General features: G+C 60.5%; 24 protein-coding genes and 2 tRNA genes. 17 read left to right on the forward strand and 9 right to left on the reverse strand.

Features of this window, described 5'->3' with window-relative positions; translation table 11 throughout:
• Nucleotides 1–471, reverse strand: a 471-nt coding sequence (locus P3C18_RS13845) for an alpha/beta fold hydrolase (RefSeq protein ID WP_275962440.1), incomplete at its 3' end; no start/stop codon positions are given.
• A 337-nt stretch (nt 472–808) separates the two neighbouring features.
• On the opposite strand from P3C18_RS13845, the gene P3C18_RS13850 reads away from it, so the two are divergent.
• Nucleotides 809–1636: a MerR family transcriptional regulator gene (locus tag P3C18_RS13850; RefSeq protein WP_275962441.1), complete on the forward strand. Its 828-nt coding sequence runs from the start codon at nt 809–811 to the stop codon at nt 1634–1636.
• Here the strand turns inward: P3C18_RS13850 and P3C18_RS13855 are convergent.
• On the reverse strand, nt 1622–2878 hold the full coding sequence (locus tag P3C18_RS13855; protein WP_275962442.1) for an MgtC/SapB family protein: 1257 nt from the start codon (nt 2876–2878) through the stop codon (nt 1622–1624). The genes P3C18_RS13850 and P3C18_RS13855 overlap by 15 nt on opposite strands.
• 147 nt (nt 2879–3025) lie before the next feature.
• Between P3C18_RS13855 and P3C18_RS13860 the strand changes: the two genes are divergently transcribed.
• The 3 genes from P3C18_RS13860 to P3C18_RS13870 all read left to right on the forward strand — a co-directional run bounded on the left by P3C18_RS13860 (nt 3026) and on the right by P3C18_RS13870 (nt 6073).
• Nucleotides 3026–3739 carry an AzlC family ABC transporter permease gene (locus P3C18_RS13860; RefSeq protein ID WP_275962444.1) on the forward strand — a complete coding sequence of 238 codons (714 nt, stop codon included), beginning with the start codon at nt 3026–3028 and terminating at the stop codon, nt 3737–3739.
• Complete coding sequence (locus P3C18_RS13865; protein ID WP_275962445.1) at nt 3739–4068, forward strand: AzlD domain-containing protein; 330 nt, start codon at nt 3739–3741, stop codon at nt 4066–4068. The genes P3C18_RS13860 and P3C18_RS13865 overlap by 1 nt, the downstream gene beginning before the upstream one ends.
• Before the next feature lie 130 nt (nt 4069–4198).
• Nucleotides 4199–6073 (forward strand): MFS transporter, encoded by a 1875-nt coding sequence (locus P3C18_RS13870; RefSeq protein WP_275962446.1) that lies wholly within the window; start codon nt 4199–4201, stop codon nt 6071–6073.
• 58 nt (nt 6074–6131) lie between these two features.
• Here the strand turns inward: P3C18_RS13870 and sugE are convergent, their stop codons facing one another.
• Nucleotides 6132–6446, reverse strand: a complete 315-nt coding sequence (gene sugE / locus P3C18_RS13875; RefSeq protein WP_090387039.1) for a quaternary ammonium compound efflux SMR transporter SugE — start codon at nt 6444–6446, stop codon at nt 6132–6134.
• A gap of 162 nt (nt 6447–6608) precedes the next feature.
• Nucleotides 6609–7529, reverse strand: coding sequence for a recombination-associated protein RdgC (gene rdgC, locus P3C18_RS13880; RefSeq protein ID WP_275962447.1), 921 nt, complete (start codon nt 7527–7529; stop codon nt 6609–6611).
• A 267-nt stretch (nt 7530–7796) separates the two neighbouring features.
• On the opposite strand from rdgC, the gene P3C18_RS13885 reads away from it, so the two are divergent.
• The 4 genes from P3C18_RS13885 to P3C18_RS13900 all read left to right on the forward strand — a co-directional run bounded on the left by P3C18_RS13885 (nt 7797) and on the right by P3C18_RS13900 (nt 9693).
• Nucleotides 7797–7872: transfer RNA gene (locus P3C18_RS13885), tRNA-Val, on the forward strand.
• 21 nt (nt 7873–7893) lie between these two features.
• Nucleotides 7894–7970 (forward strand) — tRNA-Asp (locus tag P3C18_RS13890).
• A 189-nt stretch (nt 7971–8159) separates the two neighbouring features.
• Nucleotides 8160–8867, forward strand: coding sequence for an FKBP-type peptidyl-prolyl cis-trans isomerase (locus P3C18_RS13895; protein WP_275962448.1), 708 nt, complete (start codon nt 8160–8162; stop codon nt 8865–8867).
• A 370-nt stretch (nt 8868–9237) separates the two neighbouring features.
• Nucleotides 9238–9693: a YkvA family protein gene (locus tag P3C18_RS13900; RefSeq protein ID WP_275962449.1), complete on the forward strand. Its 456-nt coding sequence runs from the start codon at nt 9238–9240 to the stop codon at nt 9691–9693.
• Between the two features lie 11 nt (nt 9694–9704).
• Here the strand turns inward: P3C18_RS13900 and P3C18_RS13905 are convergent, their stop codons facing one another.
• On the reverse strand, nt 9705–10427 hold the full coding sequence (locus P3C18_RS13905) for a transporter substrate-binding domain-containing protein (protein ID WP_275962450.1): 723 nt from the start codon (nt 10425–10427) through the stop codon (nt 9705–9707).
• Nucleotides 10428–10561: 134 nt separating this feature from the next.
• Between P3C18_RS13905 and P3C18_RS13910 the strand changes: the two genes are divergently transcribed.
• The 3 genes from P3C18_RS13910 to P3C18_RS13920 are packed head-to-tail and all read left to right on the forward strand — an operon-like array spanning nt 10562 to nt 11714.
• Entirely contained in the window at nt 10562–10882 is a 321-nt protein-coding gene (locus P3C18_RS13910) for a helix-turn-helix transcriptional regulator (protein WP_275962451.1), read from the forward strand.
• The gene (locus tag P3C18_RS13915; RefSeq protein ID WP_160015055.1) at nt 10879–11244 is read left to right on the forward strand and encodes a hypothetical protein; all 366 of its coding nucleotides are present in this window, start codon (nt 10879–10881) and stop codon (nt 11242–11244) included. The genes P3C18_RS13910 and P3C18_RS13915 overlap by 4 nt, the downstream gene beginning before the upstream one ends.
• The gene (locus P3C18_RS13920) at nt 11244–11714 is read left to right on the forward strand and encodes a sel1 repeat family protein (RefSeq protein WP_275962452.1); all 471 of its coding nucleotides are present in this window, start codon (nt 11244–11246) and stop codon (nt 11712–11714) included. The genes P3C18_RS13915 and P3C18_RS13920 overlap by 1 nt, the downstream gene beginning before the upstream one ends.
• Nucleotides 11715–11736: 22 nt before the next feature.
• Here the strand turns inward: P3C18_RS13920 and P3C18_RS13925 are convergent, their stop codons facing one another.
• Nucleotides 11737–13497, reverse strand: coding sequence for a bifunctional diguanylate cyclase/phosphodiesterase (locus P3C18_RS13925; protein WP_275962453.1), 1761 nt, complete (start codon nt 13495–13497; stop codon nt 11737–11739).
• 97 nt (nt 13498–13594) lie between these two features.
• Nucleotides 13595–15676, reverse strand: coding sequence for a carboxy terminal-processing peptidase (locus P3C18_RS13930; RefSeq protein ID WP_275962454.1), 2082 nt, complete (start codon nt 15674–15676; stop codon nt 13595–13597).
• A 128-nt stretch (nt 15677–15804) separates the two neighbouring features.
• Between P3C18_RS13930 and P3C18_RS13935 the strand changes: the two genes are divergently transcribed.
• From P3C18_RS13935 to P3C18_RS13950, 4 genes are all read left to right on the forward strand, one after another.
• The gene (locus P3C18_RS13935; RefSeq protein WP_275962455.1) at nt 15805–16770 is read left to right on the forward strand and encodes an NAD(P)H-quinone oxidoreductase; all 966 of its coding nucleotides are present in this window, start codon (nt 15805–15807) and stop codon (nt 16768–16770) included.
• A 116-nt stretch (nt 16771–16886) separates the two neighbouring features.
• Nucleotides 16887–17450: an alkyl hydroperoxide reductase subunit C gene (ahpC, locus tag P3C18_RS13940; RefSeq protein WP_090252986.1), complete on the forward strand. Its 564-nt coding sequence runs from the start codon at nt 16887–16889 to the stop codon at nt 17448–17450.
• 254 nt (nt 17451–17704) lie between these two features.
• Nucleotides 17705–19258, forward strand: a complete 1554-nt coding sequence (gene ahpF, locus P3C18_RS13945) for an alkyl hydroperoxide reductase subunit F (RefSeq protein WP_275962457.1) — start codon at nt 17705–17707, stop codon at nt 19256–19258.
• Between the two features lie 241 nt (nt 19259–19499).
• Nucleotides 19500–20294 (forward strand): SDR family oxidoreductase, encoded by a 795-nt coding sequence (locus tag P3C18_RS13950; protein ID WP_275962458.1) that lies wholly within the window; start codon nt 19500–19502, stop codon nt 20292–20294.
• A 74-nt stretch (nt 20295–20368) separates the two neighbouring features.
• Here P3C18_RS13950 and P3C18_RS13955 read toward each other — a convergent pair whose 3' ends face one another.
• Together P3C18_RS13955 and P3C18_RS13960 are read right to left on the reverse strand one after the other, a co-directional pair.
• Complete coding sequence (locus P3C18_RS13955; protein ID WP_275962459.1) at nt 20369–20947, reverse strand: TetR/AcrR family transcriptional regulator; 579 nt, start codon at nt 20945–20947, stop codon at nt 20369–20371.
• A 39-nt stretch (nt 20948–20986) separates the two neighbouring features.
• On the reverse strand, nt 20987–21535 hold the full coding sequence (locus P3C18_RS13960) for a PaaI family thioesterase (protein ID WP_275962460.1): 549 nt from the start codon (nt 21533–21535) through the stop codon (nt 20987–20989).
• A gap of 120 nt (nt 21536–21655) precedes the next feature.
• Here P3C18_RS13960 and P3C18_RS13965 point away from each other — a divergent pair, with 120 nt between their 5' ends.
• Both P3C18_RS13965 and lpdA read left to right on the forward strand, forming a co-directional pair.
• The gene (locus P3C18_RS13965) at nt 21656–22864 is read left to right on the forward strand and encodes an MFS transporter (protein WP_275962461.1); all 1209 of its coding nucleotides are present in this window, start codon (nt 21656–21658) and stop codon (nt 22862–22864) included.
• Between the two features lie 17 nt (nt 22865–22881).
• A complete protein-coding gene (lpdA, locus tag P3C18_RS13970) occupies nt 22882–24282 on the forward strand; it encodes a dihydrolipoyl dehydrogenase (RefSeq protein WP_275962462.1) in 1401 nt (466 codons plus the stop codon).
• Nucleotides 24283–24444: the final 162 nt, after the last annotated feature.

Consider the following 24444-nt stretch of genomic DNA (forward strand, 5'->3'; position numbering starts at 1 on the left):
CTTCTGCTTGAGCTTGTCGCGCATCCAGTGGCCGACATGATCCAGGCAGGGCCCGGAGATGCTGGTGTAGGAGGCCAGCAGGGGTTGAATGCGTGGTTCGGTGACCGCTTCCCAGGCCTGAATTGAACCCCAGTCATGGGCTACCAGGTGCACCGGCTGTTCTGGGCTTAGGGTTTTGATCACTGCTTCCAGATCATTTGCCAGTTTTTCCAGGTGATAGTCCAGGCGCTTGCGTGGAATATCCGAGGCGCCAAAGCCGCGCACATCGTAGGCAATGATCTGGTAATCGCCGGCCAGCTCGCGCACCAGTGGCAACCAGACCTCGTGATTGTCCGGGTAGCCGTGCACCAGCAGCAGCGTCGGGCGATTCGGCTTGCCCCAGCGATAGGCCGCTAGCTGCACGCCATCGCCCTGAATCCACAGCAGCTCGGCTTGCCGTCCGTCGTTCGGCAACACGGCGGGCGCGTTCATGCGAGCACCCGATGCAGAGTGAGCAACGGCGAGTGGCGCTGGGTGATAGGGGCGAGGTCGATGGGCATGCGGCATCTCCGGATTGTCATGGCTGACTGTTACATCATCTGATGTCATGGTTATTGTTGGCGCACGGGATGCATCTGCCTAGCCATCGGCGGAACTCATTAGCGGCTCTGTTACGGTGTTACTGAAATGGCTGAAAGCCTTCTGCAACAAGGCTTTGCGCGCAGTGCGTAAGGCTGCCTGAGCTGCTCGGTAGCGCAAGTCCAGCCCTTGGTTGGGGCGTTTGTTGCCACGCTGTTGTCCCGTTGCAGGGGCAGCTATGATCGCCGCCATGAATACAGCCTCTGCATTTCTTCAGCGTTTACTGGGCAGCGCCGCACCTGTGGTGGGGGCGGTGTCCGTCGAGTACCGGGTCGATGACCTGGCCCGGGCGGCGCAGACCACGGTACGCAATGTGCGCGCTTATCAGGACCAGGGCTTGCTGCCACCACCCGAGCGGCGCGGCCGGCTGGGTATCTACAACGGCGAGCACCTGGCGCGGCTGAAACTGATCGGCCAGTTGCTGGAGCGTGGCTACAGCATCGCCAGCATTCGTGAGCTTTTTGAAGCCTGGGCGCAGGGGCGTGATCTGGCCCATGTGCTGGGGCTGGAGCAGGCGATTCAAGGGCCGGGCCAGCCGGAACAGGCCGAGCAACTGTCCTTTGCGCAGCTGCAGGCGCTGTTCGGCGAGGTGCTGGATGATCAGGTGATCGAGCGTGCCCTGGCCCTGGGCCTGCTGGAGTTTGCCGGCGATCATCTGCGCGTCCCCAGCCCCAAGCTGTTTGCCGCCGGGCTTGAGCTGTACCGCGCCGGTATTCCTTTGCCAGCGTTACTCGATGAGTTGGCGACCATTCGCGGGCATGTGCAGCAGGTGGCCACTGGCATCGTCACGATGATTACCCAACAACTGGTCAATCCGCTGCTGCATAGCGACTTGCCGCATGCCGATGAGCTCGAGCGACTTAGCGTGCAGTTGCTGCAACTGCGTCCATTGGTCGAGCAGGTAGTCGTGGCCGAACTGGCGCGCAGCTTGCCCGAGGCGGCTAATCGCGAGTTGAGCGAGCGGGTACACAAGCTGCTGGAAGGTTTTTTGCGCAGCGCAGATTCACAGCAGCAGTAATACCGCCGCGCCCGCTAGCAGACCTGCAGCCATCACCGGCAGGGTCATCAGCGCCAGTTTGCGCCCGCCGATCAGTGCGATCAGAAAGCCTTTGACCAGGCTGTTGCTCAGCGCTGCGAGAAAAATCCCCTGCACCGCGACCTGTGCACCCAGTTCGCCCTTGGCGCTGCGCGCCAGCGACAGGGTGATCGCATCCACATCGGCCAGCCCCGAGAGCAGCGCCACCAGGTACACACCGACATCGCCAAGCCAGTGTTGCGCGGCCTCGACCAGCAGCAGAATCAACGCCAGCAACGCGGCAAAACGCAGCGCCGGGCCCAGTTCGAAGGGGTTTTTCAGCGGCGGCTCGGCCTGCTCTTCACTCTCCGTGCCGGCGCGGCGGAAGTACAGCAGCGCGCCGCCAGCGTACACCAGGGTGGCGATGCCCAGGGGCCAAGCCAGTTGCGGCAGTAGGCTGGCGTTGACCAGGCCGACTTCCAGCAACACCCGTGGAAACATCAGCGCCGAGGTGGCGAGCAGGCCGCAGGCCAGAATTGCTTGCAGATTTCGTCCCGGGGCCAGGCGTGCCAGGGTCACGGTCATCGCCGTGGACGACACCACGCCGCCCAGCAGCGCGGTGATCAGCAGGCCGTGGCGCATCCCTACCAGGCGAATCGCCACATAGGCGGCAAAGCCGATGCTGGCAATCAGCACCACCATCCACCAGATGGCGTAGGGGTTGAAGGCCTGCCAGGGGCCGTAGCCCTGATTGGGCAGCGCCGGCAGCAGCACCAGGGAAATAAACAGCAGCTTTAGCGCGCCGGACAGTTCCGCCTCGCTAAGTCGTTGCAGGGCGCCGTGCAGGGATTGTTTGAGGCTCAGCAGCAGTGCCACCGCCACGGCGCCCGCCGCCGCCAGCCCGGCATAACCGGCCATGGCCAGGCTGCCGAGCAGAAAGGTGATCAGCAGCGCCACCTCACTGGTCAGGCCCAGGTCGCCCAGGCGCTGCAGTTCGCCAAAATAGGAGGCCACCACCAGCAAGGCAAAACCGGCGAATATCACCGCCCAGGCGACCACGCCGAAGTGTTCGCCGAGCAGCATGGCAAAGGCGCCGAGCAGGCTGCTCAGGGCGAAGGTGCGAATCCCCGCAACCAGCTGGCTGTCCTCAGTATTACGCCCTTGCCAACCGCGTTCGGCGCCAATCAGCAGGCCGGCGGCCAAGGCGCTGGCGAAATTCAGCAGGGTGTCGAGGGCTTCCGGCATGGGCAGATCCTGGGCGGGCAATGCTGGCAGTCTAGCCAGAGAGCCCCGCACTGTATTGCGGCAGGTCAGTCTACGGCGCAGTGCTGCGCAAGATTGTTCAAGACGGCGCGGCCACGATGCGCCAGGCTATGCAGCAAAGGAGGGCGCATGAGCCGTTTACAGCAGTTTACCTATGGGGTTCGCGACAGTATCCCGATGATCGTCGGCATTCTGCCGTTCGGTCTGATCTATGGCGCGCTGGCCAGCCTGGCTGGGCTGAGCCTGGGGCAGGCGCTGGGCATGTCGTTACTGGTATATGCCGGCTCGGCGCAGTTTATTGCCATCAGCCTGCTGACCTTGGGCAGCGGCGCGGTGGTGATTCTGCTCACCACATTGGTGGTCAATCTGCGCCATGTGCTCTACAGCGCGGCGCTGCAACCCTATGTCGGCAGGCTGTCGCAGCGCTGGCGGGTGCCATTGGCGTTCGGCTTGACCGATGAGACCTTCGCCGTGGTGCAGCGGCGTTACCTGGCGCGCGGCATGACCGAGCATGGCCAGTGGTATCACGCCGGTGTGGCGTTGGCGCTGTACCTGTCCTGGGTTTCGAGTTCATTGGTCGGTGCGTTATTTGGCCAGAGTGTGCCGAACCTGGCGGGCTGGGGGCTGGACTTCGCCATGCTAGCGACCTTTATCGGCATTGTGGTGCCGGCCTTGCGTAACCAACCGCAGATTGCTGCTGCTCTGGTAGCAGGCGCGGTGGCGCTGCTGTGCCATGCCTGGCCATACAAATTAGGACTGATGGCCGCTGCACTCAGCGGTATCGCGGTCGGTGTATGGCTGGAGCGGCGCAAAGCGCCAGTGGTTGTCGGGGAGGGCGSGTAATGGCTATCTGGCTGCTGATTCTCGGTATGGCGCTGATCACCTTTGCGATTCGCTACAGCCTGTTTGCCTTTCCCGATCTGCGTTTCCCGCCGCTGGTGCGCCAGGGCCTGCATTACGTGCCGACCGCTGTGCTGAGCGCCATCGTGCTGCCGGGCATGCTGATTCCCGATGGCCAGCACTGGGCGTTTAGCCTGGACAATGCCTATCTGCTGGCGGGGCTGGCGACCATTGCCATCGCCGCGCTGACCCGGCATTTGCTGGCCACCATCGGTGGCGGCTTGTTGGTGTTCTTTGTACTGCGCGGCTTACTCGGCCAGTTGCCGTTGTAAGCGCGGTTTATTGGTCGCCTGGATTTGTAGAAAAATGCAGCAAAAACGCGCTTTGCTGTGGCTTTGTCGGGTGTTCTTGCAGTCAAATGCCTGACAACCCGCTTGGCCACTGCAGACAGGTACACGGACGATGACCGAACACTCTCAATTCGCATTGCTGGGTAAAAAGCGCTTTTTGCCGTTTTTCATCACTCAGCTGTTGGGTGCTTTCAACGACAACATCTTCAAGCAATCACTGATTCTCGCCATTCTGTTCAAGATCAGCTCCGGGGCCGACAAGGCCTTGCTGATCAACCTCTGCGCGCTGCTGTTTATCCTGCCGTTCTTTCTGTTCTCGGCCCTTGGTGGCCAGTTTGGTGAGAAGTTCGCCAAGGATTCGTTGATCCGCAAGATCAAGTTCGCCGAGATCGTGATCATGCTACTCGGTGCTGTCGGTGTGCTGCTCGGCAACCTGCCCATGATGCTCGCGGTGCTGTTTGCCATGGGTACGCAGTCGGCGCTGTTTGGTCCGGTGAAGTATTCGATTTTGCCGCAGCACCTTGAAGAGCAGGAGCTGGTGGGCGGCAACGCGCTGGTGGAAATGGGCACGTTTTTGGCCATTCTCGCGGGCACCATTGGTGCGGGCATCATCATGGCCAGCAGTGGTTACGCACATATCGTTGCGGCCTGTGTGGTACTGGTGGCGGTGTTCGGTTATTTGGCCAGTCGCGGTATTCCTGCTGCATCGGCGGCGATGCCGCAGCTCAAACTGGATTGGAACATCCTGCGTCAGTCCTGGCTGATCATGAAGCTTGGCCTGGGCCAGCGTCCGGCCGTGTCGCGCTCACTGGTGGGCAACTCCTGGTTCTGGTTTCTCGGCGCGGTGTACCTGACGCAGATTCCGGCCTATGCCAAAGAGTGGCTGTACGGCGATGAAAGCGTGGTGACGCTGATTCTCACCGTTTTTTCGGTCGGTATCGCGCTGGGCTCGATGCTCTGTGAACGCATGAGTGGGCACAAGGTGGAAATCGGCCTGGTGCCGTTCGGCTCGATCGGCCTGACCCTGTTCGGCATTCTGCTCTGGTGGTTTTCTGGTGGTTTCCCCGAAGCCGCAGAGGCGCATGACTGGCTGGCGGTACTGAGCATTGGCCAGGCTTGGTGGATTCTTGGCTCGATTCTCGGCATCGGTCTGTTTGGCGGCTTCTATATCGTGCCGCTGTATGCGCTGATCCAGTCGCGCACGGTGGAACATGAGCGGGCGCGGGTGATCGCCGCCAACAACATTCTTAATGCGTTGTTTATGGTGATCTCGGCGATTGTCTCGATCCTGTTTCTCAGCGTCGCCGAACTGTCGATCCCGCAGCTGTTCCTGACCATTTCGCTGATGAACATCGCGGTCAACAGCTACATCTTCAAGATCGTCCCCGAATTCAGCATGCGTTTTATGATCTGGCTGCTCAGCCACTCGATGTACCGGGTTGAGCACAAGGGGCTGGAGGCGATCCCGGATGAAGGCGCGGCGGTGCTGGTGTGTAACCACGTGTCGTTTGTCGATGCCCTGCTGATTGGCGGCGCGGTGCGCCGGCCGGTGCGTTTTGTCATGTACTACAAGATCTACAACCTGCCGGTGCTCAACTTTATCTTCCGCACCGCCGGCACTGTGCCGATTGCTGGGCGCAACGAAGACCTGCTGATCTACGACGCCGCGTTCAAAAAAATCGCCGAATACCTGCGCAATGGCGAAGTGGTGTGCATCTTCCCGGAAGGCAAGTTGACCACCGATGGCGAACTGAATGAATTCAAGAACGGCATTGAACGCATCGTCGAGGCCAACCCAGTGCCGGTGATTCCCATGGCGCTGCAGGGCCTGTGGGGCAGCTTCTTCAGCCGTGATCCGCACAAGGGCTTGTTCAAGCGCCTGTGGTCGTGCATCACCCTGGTAGCCGGTACGCCGGTTGCGCCCGAGGCAGTCAAGCGCGAGCTGCTGCAGGCTCAGGTGGCTGAGTTGCGCGGAGAGCGACGTTAAACCGCAGAGATGAAAAAGCCCGCCAATTTTGCGGGCTTTTTTGTGTGGTTTACGCGGCTTAGTGGCTGAGTTTTAGCCCGATCAGGCCGCAGACGATCAGCGCCACGCTGGCGATGCGCAGCAGGGTCACGGCCTCGCCAAACAGCATGATCCCGGCAATCACCGTACCTACGGCGCCGACACCGGTCCAGATTGCATAGGCGGTGCCCAGGGGCAATTCCTTCATGGCCAGGCCGAGCAGTGCCAGGCTGACGATGATCGCCGCAACAGTCAGTAGAGTGGGGAGAGGGCGGGTAAAACCGTCGGTGTATTTCAGGCCAACAGCCCAACCTACTTCGAACAGGCCAGCCAGCAGCAGAATGAACCAGGACATACAAACCTCCAAAACAGATAGAGGGGCCGTCCCGTAGTGATCACTCGCAGAGTGGTGAGGTCGTCCTCACGCTGTGCAGTATTTTGCACATTGGCAGGGGTGGGGCAAGCCGCAGAGGACCAGTGGTCTGTTTCTCTGGTTCCTCTACGGCTGTGCAGCGGTTTAGATCCCCTGCGGAATCTCTTCGCCGCCCAGGGCTTCGAACAGCGCCGGGAGGAAGTCCACCAGGGTCAGCATCATCAGGGTGAAGCTGGCGTCCTGCTGGCCGAGGTCGTCGTCGCCGCCGTCCTGTTCGGCCTGATCTTGCAGCAGGTCTTCGAAGCGCAGGCGCTTGACCACCAGCTTGTCATCGAGCACGAAGGACAGCTTGTCCTGCCAGGCCAGGGACAGCTGGGTGACCTGCTTGCCCGAACTCATGTGCAGCTGGATCTCGTCGCTGGTCAGGTCCTGGCGCTTACAGCGCACCACGCCGCCATCTTCATGGGTGTCACGCAGTTCGCATTCATCCAGCACATGGAAATCTGGCGCTGCTTGCTGAACCTTGACCCAGTCGGTGAGGGTGGCGCTTGGCGCGATCTTCACGGTCAGTGGGCGTACCGGCAGCGAGCCGATGGCTTCACGCAGGGTCGATAGCAGGTCTTCGGCACGCTTGGCACTGGCTGAGTCGACCAGGATCAGCCCCTGTTTCGGTGCGATGGCAGCGAAGGTGGCGGATTTGCGGATAAAGGCGCGCGGCAGGAGGGTCTGCACGATGTCGTCCTTGAGCTGGTCGCGCTCCTTCTTGTAGACCTTGCGCATCTGCTCGGCTTCGATCTCGTCGACCTTGTCCTTCAGTGCATCGCGCACCACGCTGCCGGGCAGGATGCGTTCTTCCTTGCGCGCGGCGATCAGCAGGAAATCACCGCTGACGTGCACCAGCGGCGCATCGCCGCCTTTGCCGAAGGGCGCGATAAAGCCATAGGTGCTGAGTTCCTGGCTGGCGCACGAGCGGGCCGGTTTAGCTAACAGCGCCGTTTCGAGCGCCTCGGCATCAAACGGGATGTCCTGGGTGAGGCGATAGACCAGCAGGTTACGAAACCACATAAGAGGGTGTATCTCCATTAACAGACCTGCCGGCAGCGGCAGGTATCACAAGTCGTCAGTACCCGTATGCGGGTGCTGTATCAGGTTGGCCGCAGCGCTATGACCCGTTGGGTAACCTGTGCGTTGCATTGGGGGCGCATTATTCCCCCGAGTGGTGCTTGAGGCCAAGTCTGCGCTAAGCCTTTGCTGCATCAATAAAAAATTTTCAAAACAGTGCTTGCCAAGGTGCAGATCGCTGTCTAGAATGCGCCCCACTTCGAGAGTGAAGGGTGATTAGCTCAGCTGGGAGAGCATCTGCCTTACAAGCAGAGGGTCGGCGGTTCGATCCCGTCATCACCCACCAACTCGCTTTTTGAAGTTACGCGCAGCGGTAGTTCAGTCGGTTAGAATACCGGCCTGTCACGCCGGGGGTCGCGGGTTCGAGTCCCGTCCGCTGCGCCATTTTTTCCTCGCTTCATCCCCTCTGTGACATATCGCAACGCCTCGCAAAATCCTTCCTGAATAATCCGCTAAACATCTGAACTTATACGCATTTTCTGTCTCCTAACACGGTAGCCAGTGATCGCGGCAGCCTGCTAAGCTCGCGCTTTCACACCATTAGCCCTAGGGCGCACCGGACAAGGAACAAGCATGAAACAGCATCGTTTAGCAGCGGCGGTTGCCCTGGTAGGTTTGGTTCTCGCAGGTTGCGATTCGCAAACCAGCAAAGTCTCCCTGGAAACTCCAGCGCAGAAAGCCTCCTACGGCATCGGCCTGAACATGGGCAAAAGCCTGGCTCAGGAAGGCATGGATGACCTGGATTCCAACGCCGTTGCCCAAGGCATCGAAGACGCCATTGGCAAGAAAGAACAGCGCCTGAAAGACGAAGAGCTGATCGAAGCCTTTGCCTTCCTGCAGAAGCGTGCCGAAGAGCGCATGGTTGCGCTGAACGAAGAGTCGGCCAAAGCCGGCAAGAAGTTCCTTGAAGACAATGCCAAGCGCGATGGCGTGACCACCACCGCGTCCGGCCTGCAGTACGAAGTTGTGAAGAAAGCTGACGGCGCTCAGCCGAAAGCCACCGACGTGGTGACTGTTCACTACGAAGGCAAGCTGACCGATGGCAGCGTGTTCGACAGCTCGGTTGAGCGTGGCAGCCCGATTGACCTGCCGGTCAATGGTGTGATCCCAGGTTGGGTTGAAGGCCTGCAGCTGATGCATGTTGGCGAGAAGTACAAACTCTACATCCCAAGCGAGCTGGCGTACGGCGAGCAGAGCCCGACTCCGGCCATTCCAGCCAACTCGGTGCTGGTGTTTGATCTGGAGCTGATTGCGATCAAAGACGCAGCCACCCAAGAGTAATTTTTAGCGTTTGCCGCAGCGCCCCGTCTCGACGGGGCGTTGTCGTTTCTGCGGGTCACAATCGGCACTTTTCGCTTGACTGGAGGGTCTTAAAGGGCGTGTGTGGTGGTTGTGGTGTTACGGTTATGCACATTTCCCAGATTGGCCGTGACGGGTTAGGGTAACTCTCTTGCAGAAACCCTTTGCCATTTTTAACTTATTGATTTATATGATTTTTTACTGTGTGGGCAAAAAATGTTCGATCTGTGGCGAGGCCGCATGGGCTGGGCGTTTGCCAGGGTTATCGAGAAACTGTTCACAAGGTTATCCACAGCTTTAGTGGATAACCATAGCCAGCCCAGCGGGCGCGCGGGGTTGCTGGGAGAAGGCGATGAAAGCACCGAAAAATTTCGCGCGTTACCAGTTTTTGGCCAAGCGTTTCCTTAAGGCCGGACGGTTACCGATGTTGCTGTTATCCGTCGCTCGAAAGCGTGAAAAGCTCGGTAATGGCTTTGCCGAATTGACCGGCCAGCTGAAACTGCTGCAGGCGCTTTGCCTGGCCTGGTGGCGCGGTGAGTATCGGGCAATCGACTCCCGTGCATTACTGGCCGTGGTGGCGGTCTTGCTTTACTTCGTTACGCCACTGGACGCCATACCGGACTGGTTGTTTGGCATCGGTCTGGTTGATGATCTGGCTGTGCTGGCCTGGGTGCTGCGTACCTGGCAGGAAGAGTTGGCGGCGTTTCAGCAATGGCGCGCGGCTCAGGCTCCGGAGGTGTTGCGGGTTGTTGAGCGGTTGCCAGAGTTGGATGAATCGCTAGCGCCGTTGCAGGGGCAGGTTGAGTAGTGGGTGACGATTCAGGTGTCGTTGAGCATCTGCTCGATCAGGCCCTGGTCGCGTAATTGCTGCAGTGTTCTGTCCATTAGCTCGGCGTTGACTGGCAATTGCGGGCTGTAGGTGCAGTGCATGTCGTAGCGTTCGATTACCCAGGGGTTTATCTGCAGTGGTGCATCCGTACGTTTGCTCAGCTGGAAGCGCAGCGGCCGGCGCATGTCGATGATGGCATCCAGGCGTTGTTTGCGCAGCAGGTTAAGCCCGGCGCTGTGGTCGCGCAGATCCTGGCGGATGATCTGTTTACTGGCGAATGCCGCCATCAGCTCGCTGCTGTAGACGTAACCCAGTTGAGTGCCAATGGTTTTGCCATGGAGTTCGTGCAGGCTGTTGATCGGCGCATGCTGGCGGTGCAGTAGCAGCACGTCTTCTTCGCTGTAGAGCGGGGCGGACCAGTGATAGCGCTCGGGGTTGTCTATCCATTGCGGGTTGCTGTTGCAGATCACATGGATGCGACCGCGCTGCATAAACTCATCGATGCGCTTGTTCGGCGTTTCGACAAATGCGGCGTCGAAGCCCAGTTGCTGGCTGGCTAGCTGGCCCAGTTTGTAGATAACGCCGCCACGTAATTGCTGCTCATGCACGTCGACATAGGGCATGCCGTCAGCCGTGGCAAAGCCCCAGCGCAACTCATCTGCGCAGGCCCAGCTACTGCAGCCAATCAACAGCATTGTTATCAGTGTGCGCAAAACCTGCCCCCAGCTGCCGCTTGATAACCTGTGGGCAGTATAGATCACGCTCTTTATCGTGCCGGGCTGTTAAGATGGCCGCCTGTTCTGGAGTTGCTGAGAGTGATGGAAGTGCTCTGCATGGAGATTTACAGATGAATGTGCAAGTGATCGAGCGCGATGGCCAGCCGGAGTATGCGGTGCTGCCCTGGGCGCAGTATCAAGCCTTGCTGCAGGCCGCCGGGCGCGCGCCTGAGGTGGCCGTGGTGGCAGTGGATGCCAGCAAGCCGGCTCTGAGCCAGCTGGCGACCCTGCGTGAAGCCAAGGGCATGAGTGCCGAACAGCTGGCACGCAATGTCGGCATCAGCCCGCATTATCTGGGCATGATCGAGAGCGGCGAACGCCAGCCGGACGCCGCCATCCAGCGCGCGCTGGCCTGGCACCTTGGGGTCGATGGGTGGGAGGCGCAGCCTTGAGCGTAAGCATCAGTCGGCAACATTGGCAGGCGTTGCTCGGTGAGCTTGAAGATGCCCAGCGTCAGCGTCATCTGCTCACCTATCGGGCCTTGATCGAACGCCTGGCCTTGCCTAGCCCTGCCATGCAGACGTTAGCCGCCGCGCTTGAGCATCTGGCTGCACTGGATGCGCGTGCCGAGCGCCCGTTGCGCAGTGCGCTGGTAATCAGCCAGGGTGCCAGCCGCTTGCCGCGTACCGGCTTCTTCGAGTGCGTCAGCCGCCTGGGCCGCTTCAGTGGTGCGTCCGATGGCATCGCCGCGGCCTCCTGGCATGCCGCCGAAGTGGCCCGCGTGTTCGAGTTCAGTTACCCGGAAGACGCCTGATGTTCGGCGCGCTGCGTGCGCGTATCGGCTACTTGCTGGCGCGCCGTCTGTTCCACTGGGCCTGGCTAGTTAAACAGCCGCCGGCCTGGCGTTGGCTGGAAGGGCAGTTTGCGCGCATGGCCGCGCTGGGTGATAGCCAGGCGCAAAGCTTCTACGGGCATATCCTGCTGTTTCGCGGTCAGGGTCTGGGCGCGCGCAATGAAGGGCGGCGTTTACTCGGTTTGGCAGCCAAGGCCGGCGATGCCAAGGCGGCTTACCAGCTTGGTGTCTTGAGTCTGTCCGGTGATGCCCTGCAGGCGGCGGATGCGTCGAAGGCCATCGAGTGGTGGACGTTGGCTGCGCAAGCAGGCCACCCGGCTGCAGCCTATCGCTTGGCTGAGTTGTACCGCAGCGGCGCGGCGGGTGTTGCCGCCGATGCAGCGCAGGCCGAGCATTTCGCCGCGCTATCCAATCGCCTCAGCGGCCTCTGATCCAATCGTCCAGCTTCCGCCATCAGGCCGCTGAGTCCGCCTGGGTGTCGATGATATGCAGGCTATAGCCCGGCACGGCCTTGGCGTGACGCTTGGCCTCTGAGGCCATCGCCGCCAGCTGGCTGGCATCCAGTTGTGCGCATTGCTCGGGGTGTACGTGCACCACGCCCAGAGACAAGGACAGCAGGGCATATTCCTGGCGTTTGCCGCTGCGGTCATGGGCGACAAAGCAGCCGGCATGCAGGTCTTCTTCCCGATAAAACCGCCGGCACTGGCTCTGGAAATCCTCCAGCAAGCGATTGAGCCGCGCGCGCCAGTCCTGCGAGCCGAGCACCAAGAGAAAGTCGTCACCGCCGATATGGCCGACAAAGTCCCGCGTCGGATCGACCCGATCATTCAGGCACTGCGCCAGGCTAAGCAGCACTTCATCGCCTTTGGCGTAGCCGTAGATGTCGTTGAACGGCTTGAAGTTGTCGATATCCACATAACAGACCACCGCTTCGCGGCCCTGCTGCAGCACGCGGGTCAGGCACTGCTGGATCGGCACGTTGCCCGGCAGCAGGGTCAACGGGTTGGCGTAGCGGGCCTGTTGGATTTTCAGTTCGGTGATCAGCTTGAGCACGTCGATCACCCGGCCGAGCCCGATATAGCAGCCGTCCTCAATGATGATGAAGTCTTCTTCGATGCGCTGGCGGGCGCGGCTGGTGAGCAGGCGGCTGACCTGCTGCAGCGACTGACTGCATTCCGCCGCCAGGTAGTCATCGCTCATCAGGCGGCTGATCGGTTTGCGGGCGAACAACTCGTTGGCGAAGGGTTTGAGCAAGGCTTCGGCCAGTGAGTGACGGTGCACAATGCCAACGGGTTGCTGCGCCTGGTTGAGCACCGCCAGCGAGTTGAGGTTGGCCTGGGCGCGGAACATTTCCAGCACCTCGCTGGTGGGTGTGCTCAGGGCCACGGCTTGTTGTGTGTTGAGCAGACCGCGCAGGTCGCTGGACTCTTCGCTGAGCGGGCTGCTGGTTGTGGCACTGGGCAGCAGATTGATTGCATCGCGCGGCGGCTGCTCCTGCGGGCGGCAGAGCAGATAGCCTTGCAGCAGGTCGACGCCCATTTCGGCGAGTACGGCCAGTTCCTCGGGCAGCTCGATACCTTCGGCGATGACCTGGGCGCGCGAGGCTTTGGCCATTTTCAGAATGGAGCCGACGAACTCGCGTTTCACCGCATCCTGATGAATGCCGTCGATAAAGTGGCGATCGATCTTTACGTAATCCGGGCGCAGCTCCGACCACAGGCGCAGGCTTGAATAACCGGCGCCGAGGTCATCCAGGGCTATGGAAAAGCCCATGGCGCGGTAGTGGTGCAGCGCGGTGTCGAGCAGGGCGAAGTCGTCGGTGGGCGATTGCTCGGTCAGCTCGATAACCACCTGGCTCGGTGGAATACCCAGGGTTTGCAGCAGCTGCAGGGTACGTCCCGGTTGGTGCTTGGGCTCCATCAGCGAGTCCGGTGAGACGTTGAGGAACAGCTTGCCTTCAAGTTTGAGCTGGCTGAAGCGCTGGCAGGCATTTTTACGGCAGAGCAGTTCCAGTTCACTCAGGCGGCCAGCACTGCGGGCGACGGCGAACAGGTTGATCGGCGAGTGCAGGGCACTGTTGGATGGGCCGCGACTGAGGGCTTCATAACCGAGGATGCGCCGTTCGGAGAGCGAGAAGATAGGTTGAAACAGGCTGTGCAGGTCGCCATTGGCGAGGATGCTGTCCAACGCGCTGAACTGCTCGGTGACGATCATGGCGGCTCTCTGTGCATAAAAAAAAACGGGGACTGGCATGGCTACCAGTCCCCGCATTTCACGACAGTTTGATGACCCTTTGATGACGCTCGCTGTTTTACTGCTTGGCCAGGCGAGTGTTCAAACCCAGATAGTCGAGCAGGATGCGCCCGCTTTCGGCGAGGTAGGCATCCTCTTCCGGCTTGGTTTTCTTGTCTTCCACCGGCAGTGCGTCTTCGTCTTCTTCCTTGAGTTTGTTCAGCAGGGTTTCGCCTTTGGCTTTGCGGCGGCTGTTCTCGATGGCCAACTGCTGGCCTTCGATGTCCGTGTGCTGGGCGCGACGTTTGCTTTCATTGAGACTGACGGTGGTTTCTTCCATCAGCTTCTGCGCCAGCTGCAGGCGTTCACGGGCGAAGGTGAAATCCGGGTTTTGCGCGGTGCGCTGTTCAAAGCGGCTCTGCAGTTCGGCGAGGAACGGTTTGATCGGGTCTAGCTCCGGCTTGATCGCCGGCTTGATGCTGTCCCATGGCAGGGCCTCGGGCAGGGCGCTCTCGCCGATTTCCTTGGTGTCCATGATGTCTGGATACTGGATGTCGGGAATCACGCCCTGGTGCTGGGTGCTCTGCCCGGAGACGCGGTAGAACTTGGCCAGGGTCAGCTTCAGCTCGCCATGGTTGAGCGGCTGGATGGTCTGCACGGTGCCTTTGCCGAAGGTCTGGCCGCCAAGGATCAGCGCGCGGTGGTAGTCCTGCATGGCGCCGGCGAAAATTTCCGAGGCCGAGGCCGACAGGCGATTGACCAGCACGGCCAGCGGGCCTTTGTAGTAGATGCCGGTGTTTTCATCGGCCAGTACATCGACACGGCCATCGCTGTTGCGCACCAGCACGGTCGGGCCTTGGTCGATAAACAGGCCGGTCAGTTCGGTGGCTTCCTGTAGCGAGCCGCCGCCGTTGTTGCGCAGGTCGATGACCACGCCATCGACTTTTTCCTTCTCCAGCTCGGTGAGCAGGCGTTTTACGTCACGGGTGGTGCTTTTGTAGTTCGGATCGCCAGCACGGAAGGCCTTGAAATCCAGGTAGAAGGCCGGAATCTCGATGACCCCGAGCTTGTAGTCGCGGTTGTCGTGCTTGAGGTTGAGGATGGATTTCTTCGCGGCTTGCTCTTCCAGCTTGACCGCCTCACGGGTGATGGCGACCACTTTGCTGGTTTGATCGTTCGGCGCGTTGCTCGCTGGAATCACTTCCAGGCGCACAGTGGAACCTTTCGGGCCGCGAATCAGTTTGACCACTTCATCCAGGCGCCAGCCGATCACGTCGACCATTTCCTTGCTGCCCTGGGCCACGCCGATGATCTTGTCGGCGGGGGAGATCTGCTTGCTCTTTTCCGCCGGGCCAGCCGGCACCAGGCGCACGACCTTGACGTGTTCGTTGTCGCTTTGCAGCACGGCACCAATACCTTCGAGCGACAGGCTCATATTGATGTCGAAGTTTTCTGCATTGTCCGGAGACAGGTAGGTGGTGTGCGGGTCGTAGGACATGGCAAAGGCGTTGATATAGGCCTGGAACACGTCTTCGCCGCGAGTTTGTTTGAGCCGCGCGAGCTGGTTGTTGTAGCGCTTGGTCAGCAGCTCTTGAATTGCCTTGGGCTCTTTGCCGGCGATTTTCAGGCGCAGCACTTCGTCTTTGACGCGCTTGCGCCAGAGGTCGTCGAGTTCGGCGAGATCCTTGACCCAGGGCGCGTTCTCGCGGTCGACCAGCAGGCTTTCATCGCTGTCGAGGTCAATCTTGTCGACGCCTTTTTCCAGCATGTTCAGGGTGAACTGCAGGCGGCTCTGCAAACGCTCCAGGTGGCGTTTGTAGATGGCAAAGCCGGGTTGCAGGTCGCCGTTTTTCAGCAGGTCGTCAAAGCGCGTACGCCATTGATCGAACTCGGCGATATCGGAGGCAATAAAGTAGCTGCGCGAGGGGTCGAGCATCTTCAGGTAGCCCTGATAGATCTTCTCCGAGCGCTCGTCATTCAGCGGTGGCTTGTTGTAGTGATGGCGCTTCAACAATTCCACGACGTTGAGGCTGGCGATGACCTGCTCGCGGTCAGGCTGCAGGTATTCCCAGGAGTCGTCACTGGTGGTTTTCGCCGCGAGCGGCAAGGCGCTCAGGGCAAACGAAAAGGCGAGGGTGACGCTGAGTAGGGATCGCTTCATGCTAATTCGACGTGTGGGCAGTTGATAACGCATATTAGGCCGTCTTTAAGGGCGCCAGGTTCCATCGGCGCAATGCAAAAGCCCGGCGGTCAGCGCCGGGCTCGGTTCAAATGCACTATGGAGGCAGCGTGAAGGCATTGCAAGGCGTGGAAGGCCGTGTGGAATGGGCGCAACACCCAGCGCCGGCCTGTGATGTAGGGGAAATTCGCATCCGTGTCGCGGCCGCCGGGTTGAATCGCGCTGACTTGTTGCAGCGTGCCGGGCTTTATCCGCCACCGCCAGGCRCCAGTGAGGTGCTTGGGCTGGAGTGCGCCGGCATCGTCAGTGAAGTGGGCGCCGGTTGTGATTGGAAAGTTGGCGACCGGGTTTGCGCGTTGCTGAGCGGTGGCGGCATGGCCGAGGAGGTGGTGGTTGATGCGCGGCATGCCTTGCCGGTGCCCGAAGGCATGACGCTGGCCGAAGCGGCGGCGTTGCCCGAGGTGTACGCCACGGCCTGGCTCAATCTGTTCCAGCTGGCTGCGTTGAAGCCTGGGCAGAAGGTGTTGTTGCATGCCGGCGCCAGCGGCGTGGGTTCGGCGGCCATTCAATTGTGTAAAGCCTTTGGCAGTCCGTGCTGGGTCAGTGTCGGTTCAGCTGAGCGTTTGACTTACTGCGAAAGCCTCGGTGCTCAGGGCGGTGTGCTGCGCGGTGAGGAACAGCTGCAGGCGCTGCGCGATTTTGCCCCGTTCGATGTGATTCTTGATCCGGTGGGCGGCAGCTACGCCGCACTTAACCTCGATTTACTGGCTATGGATGGCCGTTGGGTAAACATCGGTTTGCTCGGCGGGCGCAAGGCTGAGCTGGATCTGGCGGTGGTATTGGGCAAGCGCATTGCGCTGATCGGCTCGACCCTGCGCAATCGCGATGAGCAGTTCAAGGCCGATCTGTTGCGCGATCTGCAGCAATTTGTCTGGCCGCTGTTTGCCGAGGGGCGGCTTAAACCGCAACTTCAACAGGCTTATGCGCTCAAAGATGCCGAAGCCGCCTTTGCGGCGTTGGCGAGCAATCAGGTCAACGGCAAGCTGGTTCTGCTAATAGACCCAGCCTTGGAATAAAGCCCGGGGTCGATTGGCTTAATCAATCGGAATCATGGCGGCAATCAATAAGCTTTTTTTGCATAAGGCGCTAAGATGCGCCCTGTAAATTTCTAACCCTCAACAAGGAACCCGAGATGAATCTCATCAACACCCAAGTTCAACCGTTCAAGGCTAACGCTTTCCACAACGGCAAGTTCATCGAAGTGACCGAGCAGTCCCTGAAAGGCCAGTGGTCGGTACTGATCTTCATGCCAGCCGCCTTCACCTTCAACTGCCCGACTGAGATCGAAGACGCTGCCAACAACTACGCTGCGTTCCGCGATGCCGGCACCGAAGTTTACATCGTCACCACCGACACCCATTTCTCCCACAAAGTCTGGCACGAAACTTCGCCAGCTGTAGGCAAGGCTCAGTTCCCGCTGGTGGGTGATCCGACCCACGCCCTGACCCGCGCTTTCGGCGTGCACATCGAAGAAGAAGGCCTGGCTCTGCGTGGCACCTTCCTGATCAACCCGGAAGGCGTGATCAAGACCGTTGAAATCCACTCCAACGAAATCGCCCGTGACGTATCGGAAACCCTGCGCAAGCTGAAAGCTGCCCAGTACACCGCTGCTCACCCAGGCGAAGTGTGCCCAGCCAAGTGGAAAGAAGGCGAGAAGACTCTGGCTCCTTCCCTGGACCTGGTTGGCAAGATCTAAAAACGCCCGGGAAACTACTGCGCTCGGCCATGCTGCGTTGAAATCAGGCTCGGACTTGTCATTTACAACTCGTAAACTCCGCGTCCTCGCCTGATTTCGCCTTGCCTGACCTTCGCTCGCAACGTTTCCCAATGCGTTTTCTGCTGATCCATGCGCTAAGGGCTGTAACCCAGCCTTACTAGTGCCCGATGCCCGGGCGCGATCCGCCCGGGCATTTTATTGCCCAGAATTTTTGTCATTGAGGACTATCCGCCATGTTGGACGCTAACCTGCAAACCCAGTTGAAGGCCTACCTGGAAAAGGTCACCCTGCCGTTCGAGATCGTCGCGTCCCTCGATGACAGTGCCAAATCCCAGGAGCTGCTTGAGCTGCTGCAAACCATCGTCGGCCTGACCGACAAGATCACCCTGAAGACCGATGGCAGCGACGTCCGTCGTCCGTCGTTCTCGCTTAACCGCCCTGGTGCAAACATCGGCCTGACCTTCGCCGGCATTCCCATGGGCCACGAGTTCACCTCGCTGGTACTGGCGCTGCTGCAGGTGGGCGGCCATCCGTCCAAGCTGGATGCCGAAACCATCGAGCAGATCAAGAGTATTGAAGGCACGTTTGAGTTCGAGACCTACTACTCGCTGTCCTGCCAGAACTGCCCGGATGTGGTTCAGGCGCTGAACCTGATGGCGGTGCTCAACCCGAATATCCGCAACGTGTCGATCGACGGTGCGTTGTTCCAGGAAGAAGTCGAGCGTCGCCAGGTGATGGCCGTGCCGAGTATCTACCTGAACGGCGAAGTGTTTGCTTCCGGCCGTATGGAGGTGAAGGAAATCCTCGCCAAGATCGACACCGGCGCAGCCAACCGCGATGCCGAGAAGATGAGCGCCAAGCAAGCCTTCGACGTGCTGGTGATCGGTGGTGGTCCAGCCGGCGCCGCGGCTGCCATTTACGCGGCGCGTAAGGGCATTCGTACCGGCCTTGCTGCCGAGCGTTTTGGTGGCCAGGTGCTGGACACCATGGCCATCGAGAACTTTATCTCGGTGAAAGAAACCGAAGGGCCGAAGCTGGTACGTGCCCTCGAAGAGCACGTGCGTGAATACGAAGTCGACATTATGAATCTGCAGCGCGCCAGCGCCCTGGTGCCGGCGAGCAGCGAAGGCGGCTTGCATGAGGTGAAGTTCGACAACGGTGCGAGCCTCAAGGCTAAGACCCTGATCCTCTCCACCGGCGCGCGCTGGCGCGAGATGGGCGTACCCGGTGAGCAGGAATACAAGGCCAAGGGCGTGTGCTTCTGCCCACACTGCGACGGCCCGTTGTTCAAGGGCAAGCGCGTAGCGGTAATCGGCGGCGGTAACTCCGGCGTCGAGGCGGCGATTGACCTTGCCGGCATCGTGGCCCACGTGACCCTGCTGGAGTTCGCCGACACCCTGCGTGCCGACGCCGTGCTGCAGAAGAAGCTCTACAGCCTGCCCAACGTCACCGTGATCAAGAGCGCGCAGACCACCGAAGTCAAAGGCGATGGTCAGAAGGTCAATGCGCTGGTCTATAAGGATCGCACCAGCGAAGAGCTGCACAGCGTCGAGCTGGAAGGCATCTTCGTGCAGATCGGCCTGCTGCCTAACACCGACTGGCTGAAGGGCAGTGTAGAGCTGTCGCGTTTCGGTGAGATCATCGTTGACGCCAAGGGCGCCACCAATATCCCGGGGGTGTTTGCCGCCGGTGACGTGACTACTGTGCCGTACAAGCAGATCGTGATTGCCATGGGCGAAGGCGCCAAGGCCTCCCTGAGCGCCTTCGATCATCTGATCCGCAGCTAAAGCTAGACGCGCTACGCCCCATAAAAGCGGACAACCTTCACCGGTTGTCCGCTTTTTTTTGCGCTGCGTTCAGGCGCTTAACCCTGACTTCCTGGGGCTTTGACGCCCGGAATATCAGCGCAATAGCTGTCGATAGTTTTTATTATGGGCGACATATAATATTTATATTATGTGTGTAATATGAATTGGCGCACTATACCTCCAGACACCCTACCTACCCCGTACACCCAGGAGACGCAGCATGAGCACGCATAACGAGAAAGGCACTGCATTGATCACCGGCGCTTCATCAGGCATTGGTGCAACCTACGCCGAGCGCCTGGCGCAGCGCGGTTACGACCTGCTGCTGGTGGCCCGCGATCTGCCGCGCCTGCAGGCCCTGTCTGCGCGTTTGACCGAGCAGTACGGGGTAAAGGTTGAAGTGCTGAAGGCCGACCTGACTGACAAGGCTGATCTGCACGCGGTTACTCAGCGCCTGCGCACTGACAAAGCGATCAGCACGCTGGTCAATAACGCCGGTATGGCCATGAACGGCCAGCTGGCTGAGGCCGATCTCGACACCGTCGATCGGATGATTCTGCTCAACGTGGTTTCGCTGACTCACCTGTCCACTGCAGCCGCTGCCAACTTCACCGCAGCCGGGCGTGGGGCAATTATCAATATCGCCTCGGTGGTGGCCTTGGCTCCGGAAATGTTCAATGCCGTGTACAGCGCCACTAAGGCCTATGTACTGAGCCTGACCCAGACCCTTAACGGTGAAGTGAAGGCCCAGGGCCTGCAGGTGCAGGCTGTATTGCCCGGGATTACCCGCACCGAGATCTGGGAGCGCAGCGGCATGGATGATTCGGCACTGCCGGCGAGCATGATCATGGAGGTCGGCGAAATGGTCGATGCGGCGCTGGCCGGTTTCGACCAGGGCGAGCTGATCACCATTCCATCGCTGCCGGATGCGGCTGACTGGCAGGCCTTTACCGATGCACGCGGCAAGCTGGCGCCGAACCTGTCGCACAGCAGTGCGGCGGCTCGTTACAAGTAAATCGCTGGTCGTAACAAGAAAAGCCCTGGCTGGAGACAGTCAGGGCTTTTCTTGTGTGCACTGATTTTCTGCAATCAGGTGCTTTGCGCCGCGTCGCCGGTGTTCTGTTCGATCAGCAGGCGGCGGGTGGTTTTCAGCAGCCGGTCAGACAGTTCCGGGTCGCTGACGCTGCGTGACAGCAGCAGGGCGCCAACCATGGCGCTAAGAATCAGCACGCTCTGTTCATCGGCATGCTCAACGCTAAGACCGGCTGCGATGGTGTGCAGGCGATCGCGGATCAGCTCGTCGGTCACTGGGCTGGGCGCGCCGCGCTGGCCCAGCTCGGCGGACATGGTCGGCAGTGGGCAGCCATCGCCCGGATCGGCGCGGTGGGCGGACGACAGGTAGCCGCTGATCAGCCGGGTCAGCGGTTTATCGCTGTTGGCCATCTCGTTGGTGACCGCCGTCAGCTTGTCAGCGCTGTGGCGCAAGGCGGTTTCCACCAGTTCATCTTTCGATTTGAAGTGGGCGTAGAAGCCGCCATGGGTCAGGCCCAGGGTTTTCATCAGCGGCTGCAGGCCGGTGGCGCCAACGCCGTCGCGGCGGAACAGGCGCGCGGCCTCTTCGATGATGCGCTGATGGGTCTGGGCTTTGTGGTCTTCGGAATATCGCATGGAGTACCTGGCCGCTGGTTTCAGATGTTGCCTGCCATCTTACTCGCTTCGCCCAGGCATGTTGAGAATCAGGCAGGTGGTTGAGCCGACGGCATACAGACGGTCGTCGACATCGTAGATACGTCCTTCGGCCAGCGCGGTGGTGCGGCCGATATGCACGATGCGGCCTTCGGCGCGGACCGGGCCGACTTTGGTGCTGAGGGCGCGAATGTAGCTGATGCGCAGGTCGGTGGTGGTGTAACCCTGGCCGCGCTGCAGCTGGGTGTGGATGGCGCAGCCCATGCAGGAGTCGAGCAGGGTGGCCGCATAACCGCCGTGAACGCTGCCCAGCGGGTTGTAGTGGCGCGCATCGGGCGTGCTCTGGAAGACGAAGCGCCCGGATGACCATTCCAGCGGAACAAAATCCAGCAGATGGCCGATGGGCGGCGAGGGCAGTTCACCGCGGCCGATGCCGTCAAAGAACTCCTGCGGCAACAGTTCGCTGACCTGCGCCAGGCTCATGCTGCCGGGTGCACCAAGGCTGGCGCGCATGGCCTGTTCGGCGGCGAGCCATTCGGCCAGTTTTTCTTCGCGTGATGGAGTGCTCATGGGGCGGGCCTCTGTTTGTGGTGGTGTTAAAATTACAAGCATAATTTAATTGTTTGTATTATGGTTGAAATATTAAAGTTTGGCGAACCACGCCAGCCCGTGATCACAGGACCCACGCCCATGCATCCCTATCCCTTGCCGTCGCGCAGCCTGCTGCTGATTTTGGTGGCCCTGACCGCCCTTGGAGAGATTTCCACTCAGCTGATCATCCCCAGCCTGGGCGTTATCGAGCTGATCATGACGGCCCGCCCCGGCAGCAGCCTGCTGGCTCTATCGGCTTTCGTCGCCGCCTTTGGCCTGGGTCAGTTGTTGCTCGGCCCGCTGTCGGATCGCATTGGCCGGCGTCCGGTGCTGATCGCCGGGCTGCTGGTCTATCTGCTCGCCACCTTGTGGATGCTGCTGGCCAGTAGCATGGGCGAGTTTATTGCCGCCCGCGTGCTGCAGGGGCTTGGGGCCTGCGCGGCATTGGTCTTGGCGCGGGCCATCGTCCGCGATGTGTGGCAGGCGCAGGCTGGGCCTGCATTGGCGCTGACGGTGATTGGCATGCTCTGCGCCATCGTCCTGTCGCCGATGCTGGGCGGCGTGCTGACGCTGTATGGCGGCTGGCGCGCGCCGATTGCCTTGGCACTGCTGATCGGCGTAGCCATCGTTTGTGCGGTGTTGGGCCTGTACCGCGAAAGCAATCGGCAACTCGACCCGCAGGCCGGGCAGCTCAGCCGCTTGGCCGGCAACTATGCCGATCTGCTGCGCGCCGCCTCGTTCCGCGCGTTGGCCCTGACGCTGGCTTGCACCTATGGCGCGATGTTTGCGGTAGTTGCCGGCTCTTCAGCTGTGTATATCGGCCTGCTCGGGCTGAGCCCGGCGCAATACGGTATTACCTTCGCGGCGATTGTTTCGGCGCTGATCGCCGGCGCGCTGTTTACCCAGCGGCGCATTTTGCAGTTGGGTCCCGAGAAGATAGTCGGTATAGGCGCGGCGCTGGTGGTAAGCGGCGCTCTGGCCACATTGGCGATTTATCTGTTGTTTGGTTTGTCGCTGCTCGGCCTGTCGTTACCCCAGGTATTGGTCACCTTGGGTGGTGGCATGTTGCTGCCGGCATCGGTGGCTGGCGCGGTGATCCCCAATGCCCACCGCGCCGGTCTGGCTGCAGGCTTTATGGGCTTTGCGCAAATGGCCGGCGCCACCTGCAGCGGCGTCTTGCTCAGCCTGCTGGCGGATGGCTCGGCTTGGCCTATGGTGTTGCTGAACAGTTTATTCGCCGTCGCGGCGTTCTGCGCCTTCCACCTGCTGCGCCCACGGCCAGCAGCGAACGCGGCGCTGGTTGGCTAAACCCTAGGAGCAATTCCATGAGCAACTATGACGTGCTGATCATCGGTGGCGGCCCCGGCGGCTACAACGCAGCCATCCGCGCCGGACAACTGGGCTTGAAAGTCGCCTGCATCGAGGGCCGCGAGACTCTGGGCGGCACCTGCCTGAATGTCGGTTGTATGCCATCGAAGGCCTTGCTGCATGCCTCGGAGCTGTACGAGGCGGCGACCAGCGGCGAACTCAACAACCTCGGTATCGAGGTCAAGCCGACGCTCAATCTGGCGCAGATGATGAAGCAGAAGGATGAGAGCGTGACGGCCCTGACCAAGGGCATCGAGTTTCTGTTTCGCAAGAATAAGGTCGAGTGGATCAAGGGCTGGGGCCGCTTGAACGGGCCGGGCAAGGTCACGGTAACCCTCGCCGATGGCAGTGTGCGTGAGCTTACGGCCAAGGACATTGTGATCGCCACCGGCTCGGAGCCGACGCCACTGCCGGGAGTGACCATTGCTAACCAGCGCATTCTCGACTCCACCGGTGCGCTGGCCTTGCCGCAAGTGCCCAAGCACCTGGTGGTGATCGGCGCTGGGGTGATCGGCCTGGAGCTGGGTTCGGTGTGGCGGCGTTTGGGTAGCGAAGTGACGGTGGTGGAGTACCTCGACCGCATCTGCCCAGGCCTGGATAACGAAACCGCGAAAACCCTGCAGCGCACCCTGAGCAAGCAGGGCATGAGTTTCAAACTAGCAACCAAGGTCAGTGCCGCCAAGGCTACGGCCAAAGGTGTGATCCTTGACTTGCAGCCTGCTGCTGGCGGCGTTGTCGAGCAACTACAGGCTGACTATGTGCTGGTCGCCATTGGCCGCCGCCCCTATACCGCCGGCCTGGGGCTGGAAACCGTGGGTCTCGCCACCGACAAGCGCGGCATGCTGGAGAATCAGCAGCACCGCAGTAGCGTGCCGGGTATCTGGATTATTGGCGACGTGACCTCCGGGCCAATGCTTGCGCACAAGGCCGAAGATGAAGCCATCGCCTGTATCGAGCGAATCGCCGGGCATGCTGCCGAGGTCAATTACGAGGCGATTCCCGGGGTGATCTACACCAAACCGGAAGTCGCCACCGTGGGCAAGACCGAGGAGCAGCTGAAGGCCGAGGGGCGGGCTTACAAGGTCGGCAAGTTTCCCTTTACCGCCAACAGCCGGGCGAAGATCAATCATGAGGCCGAAGGCTTCGTCAAAGTGCTGGCCGATGAGCGCACCGATCAGATTCTCGGCGTGCATATCATCGGCCCCAGCGCCGGCGAACTGATCGGCGAGTACTGTGTGGCCCTGGAGTTCAGCGCATCGGCCGAAGATATTGCGCTGATCTGCCATCCGCACCCAACGCGTTCGGAAGCGCTACGCCAGGCGGCGATGAATGTGCATGGTTGGGCCATGCAGGCCTAAGCCTACTTACAGTCTGCTGCGCGTCGGCCCTGCAGCGTTAAAAGCAGGCTCGGAATGCTCATGTACAAAAGTACACTCCGCTTCCTTGCCGCTTTGACCAGCCGGAGGCTGTTACTAACGTAGCGCCTTGCATGGCTCTAGCTCGCAAGACTTCAAAAGATT

The sequence above is a fragment of the Pseudomonas sp. 1928-m genome (genome assembly GCF_029269135.1).
In the GTDB taxonomy this organism is placed as follows: Bacteria; Pseudomonadota; Gammaproteobacteria; order Pseudomonadales; family Pseudomonadaceae; genus Aquipseudomonas.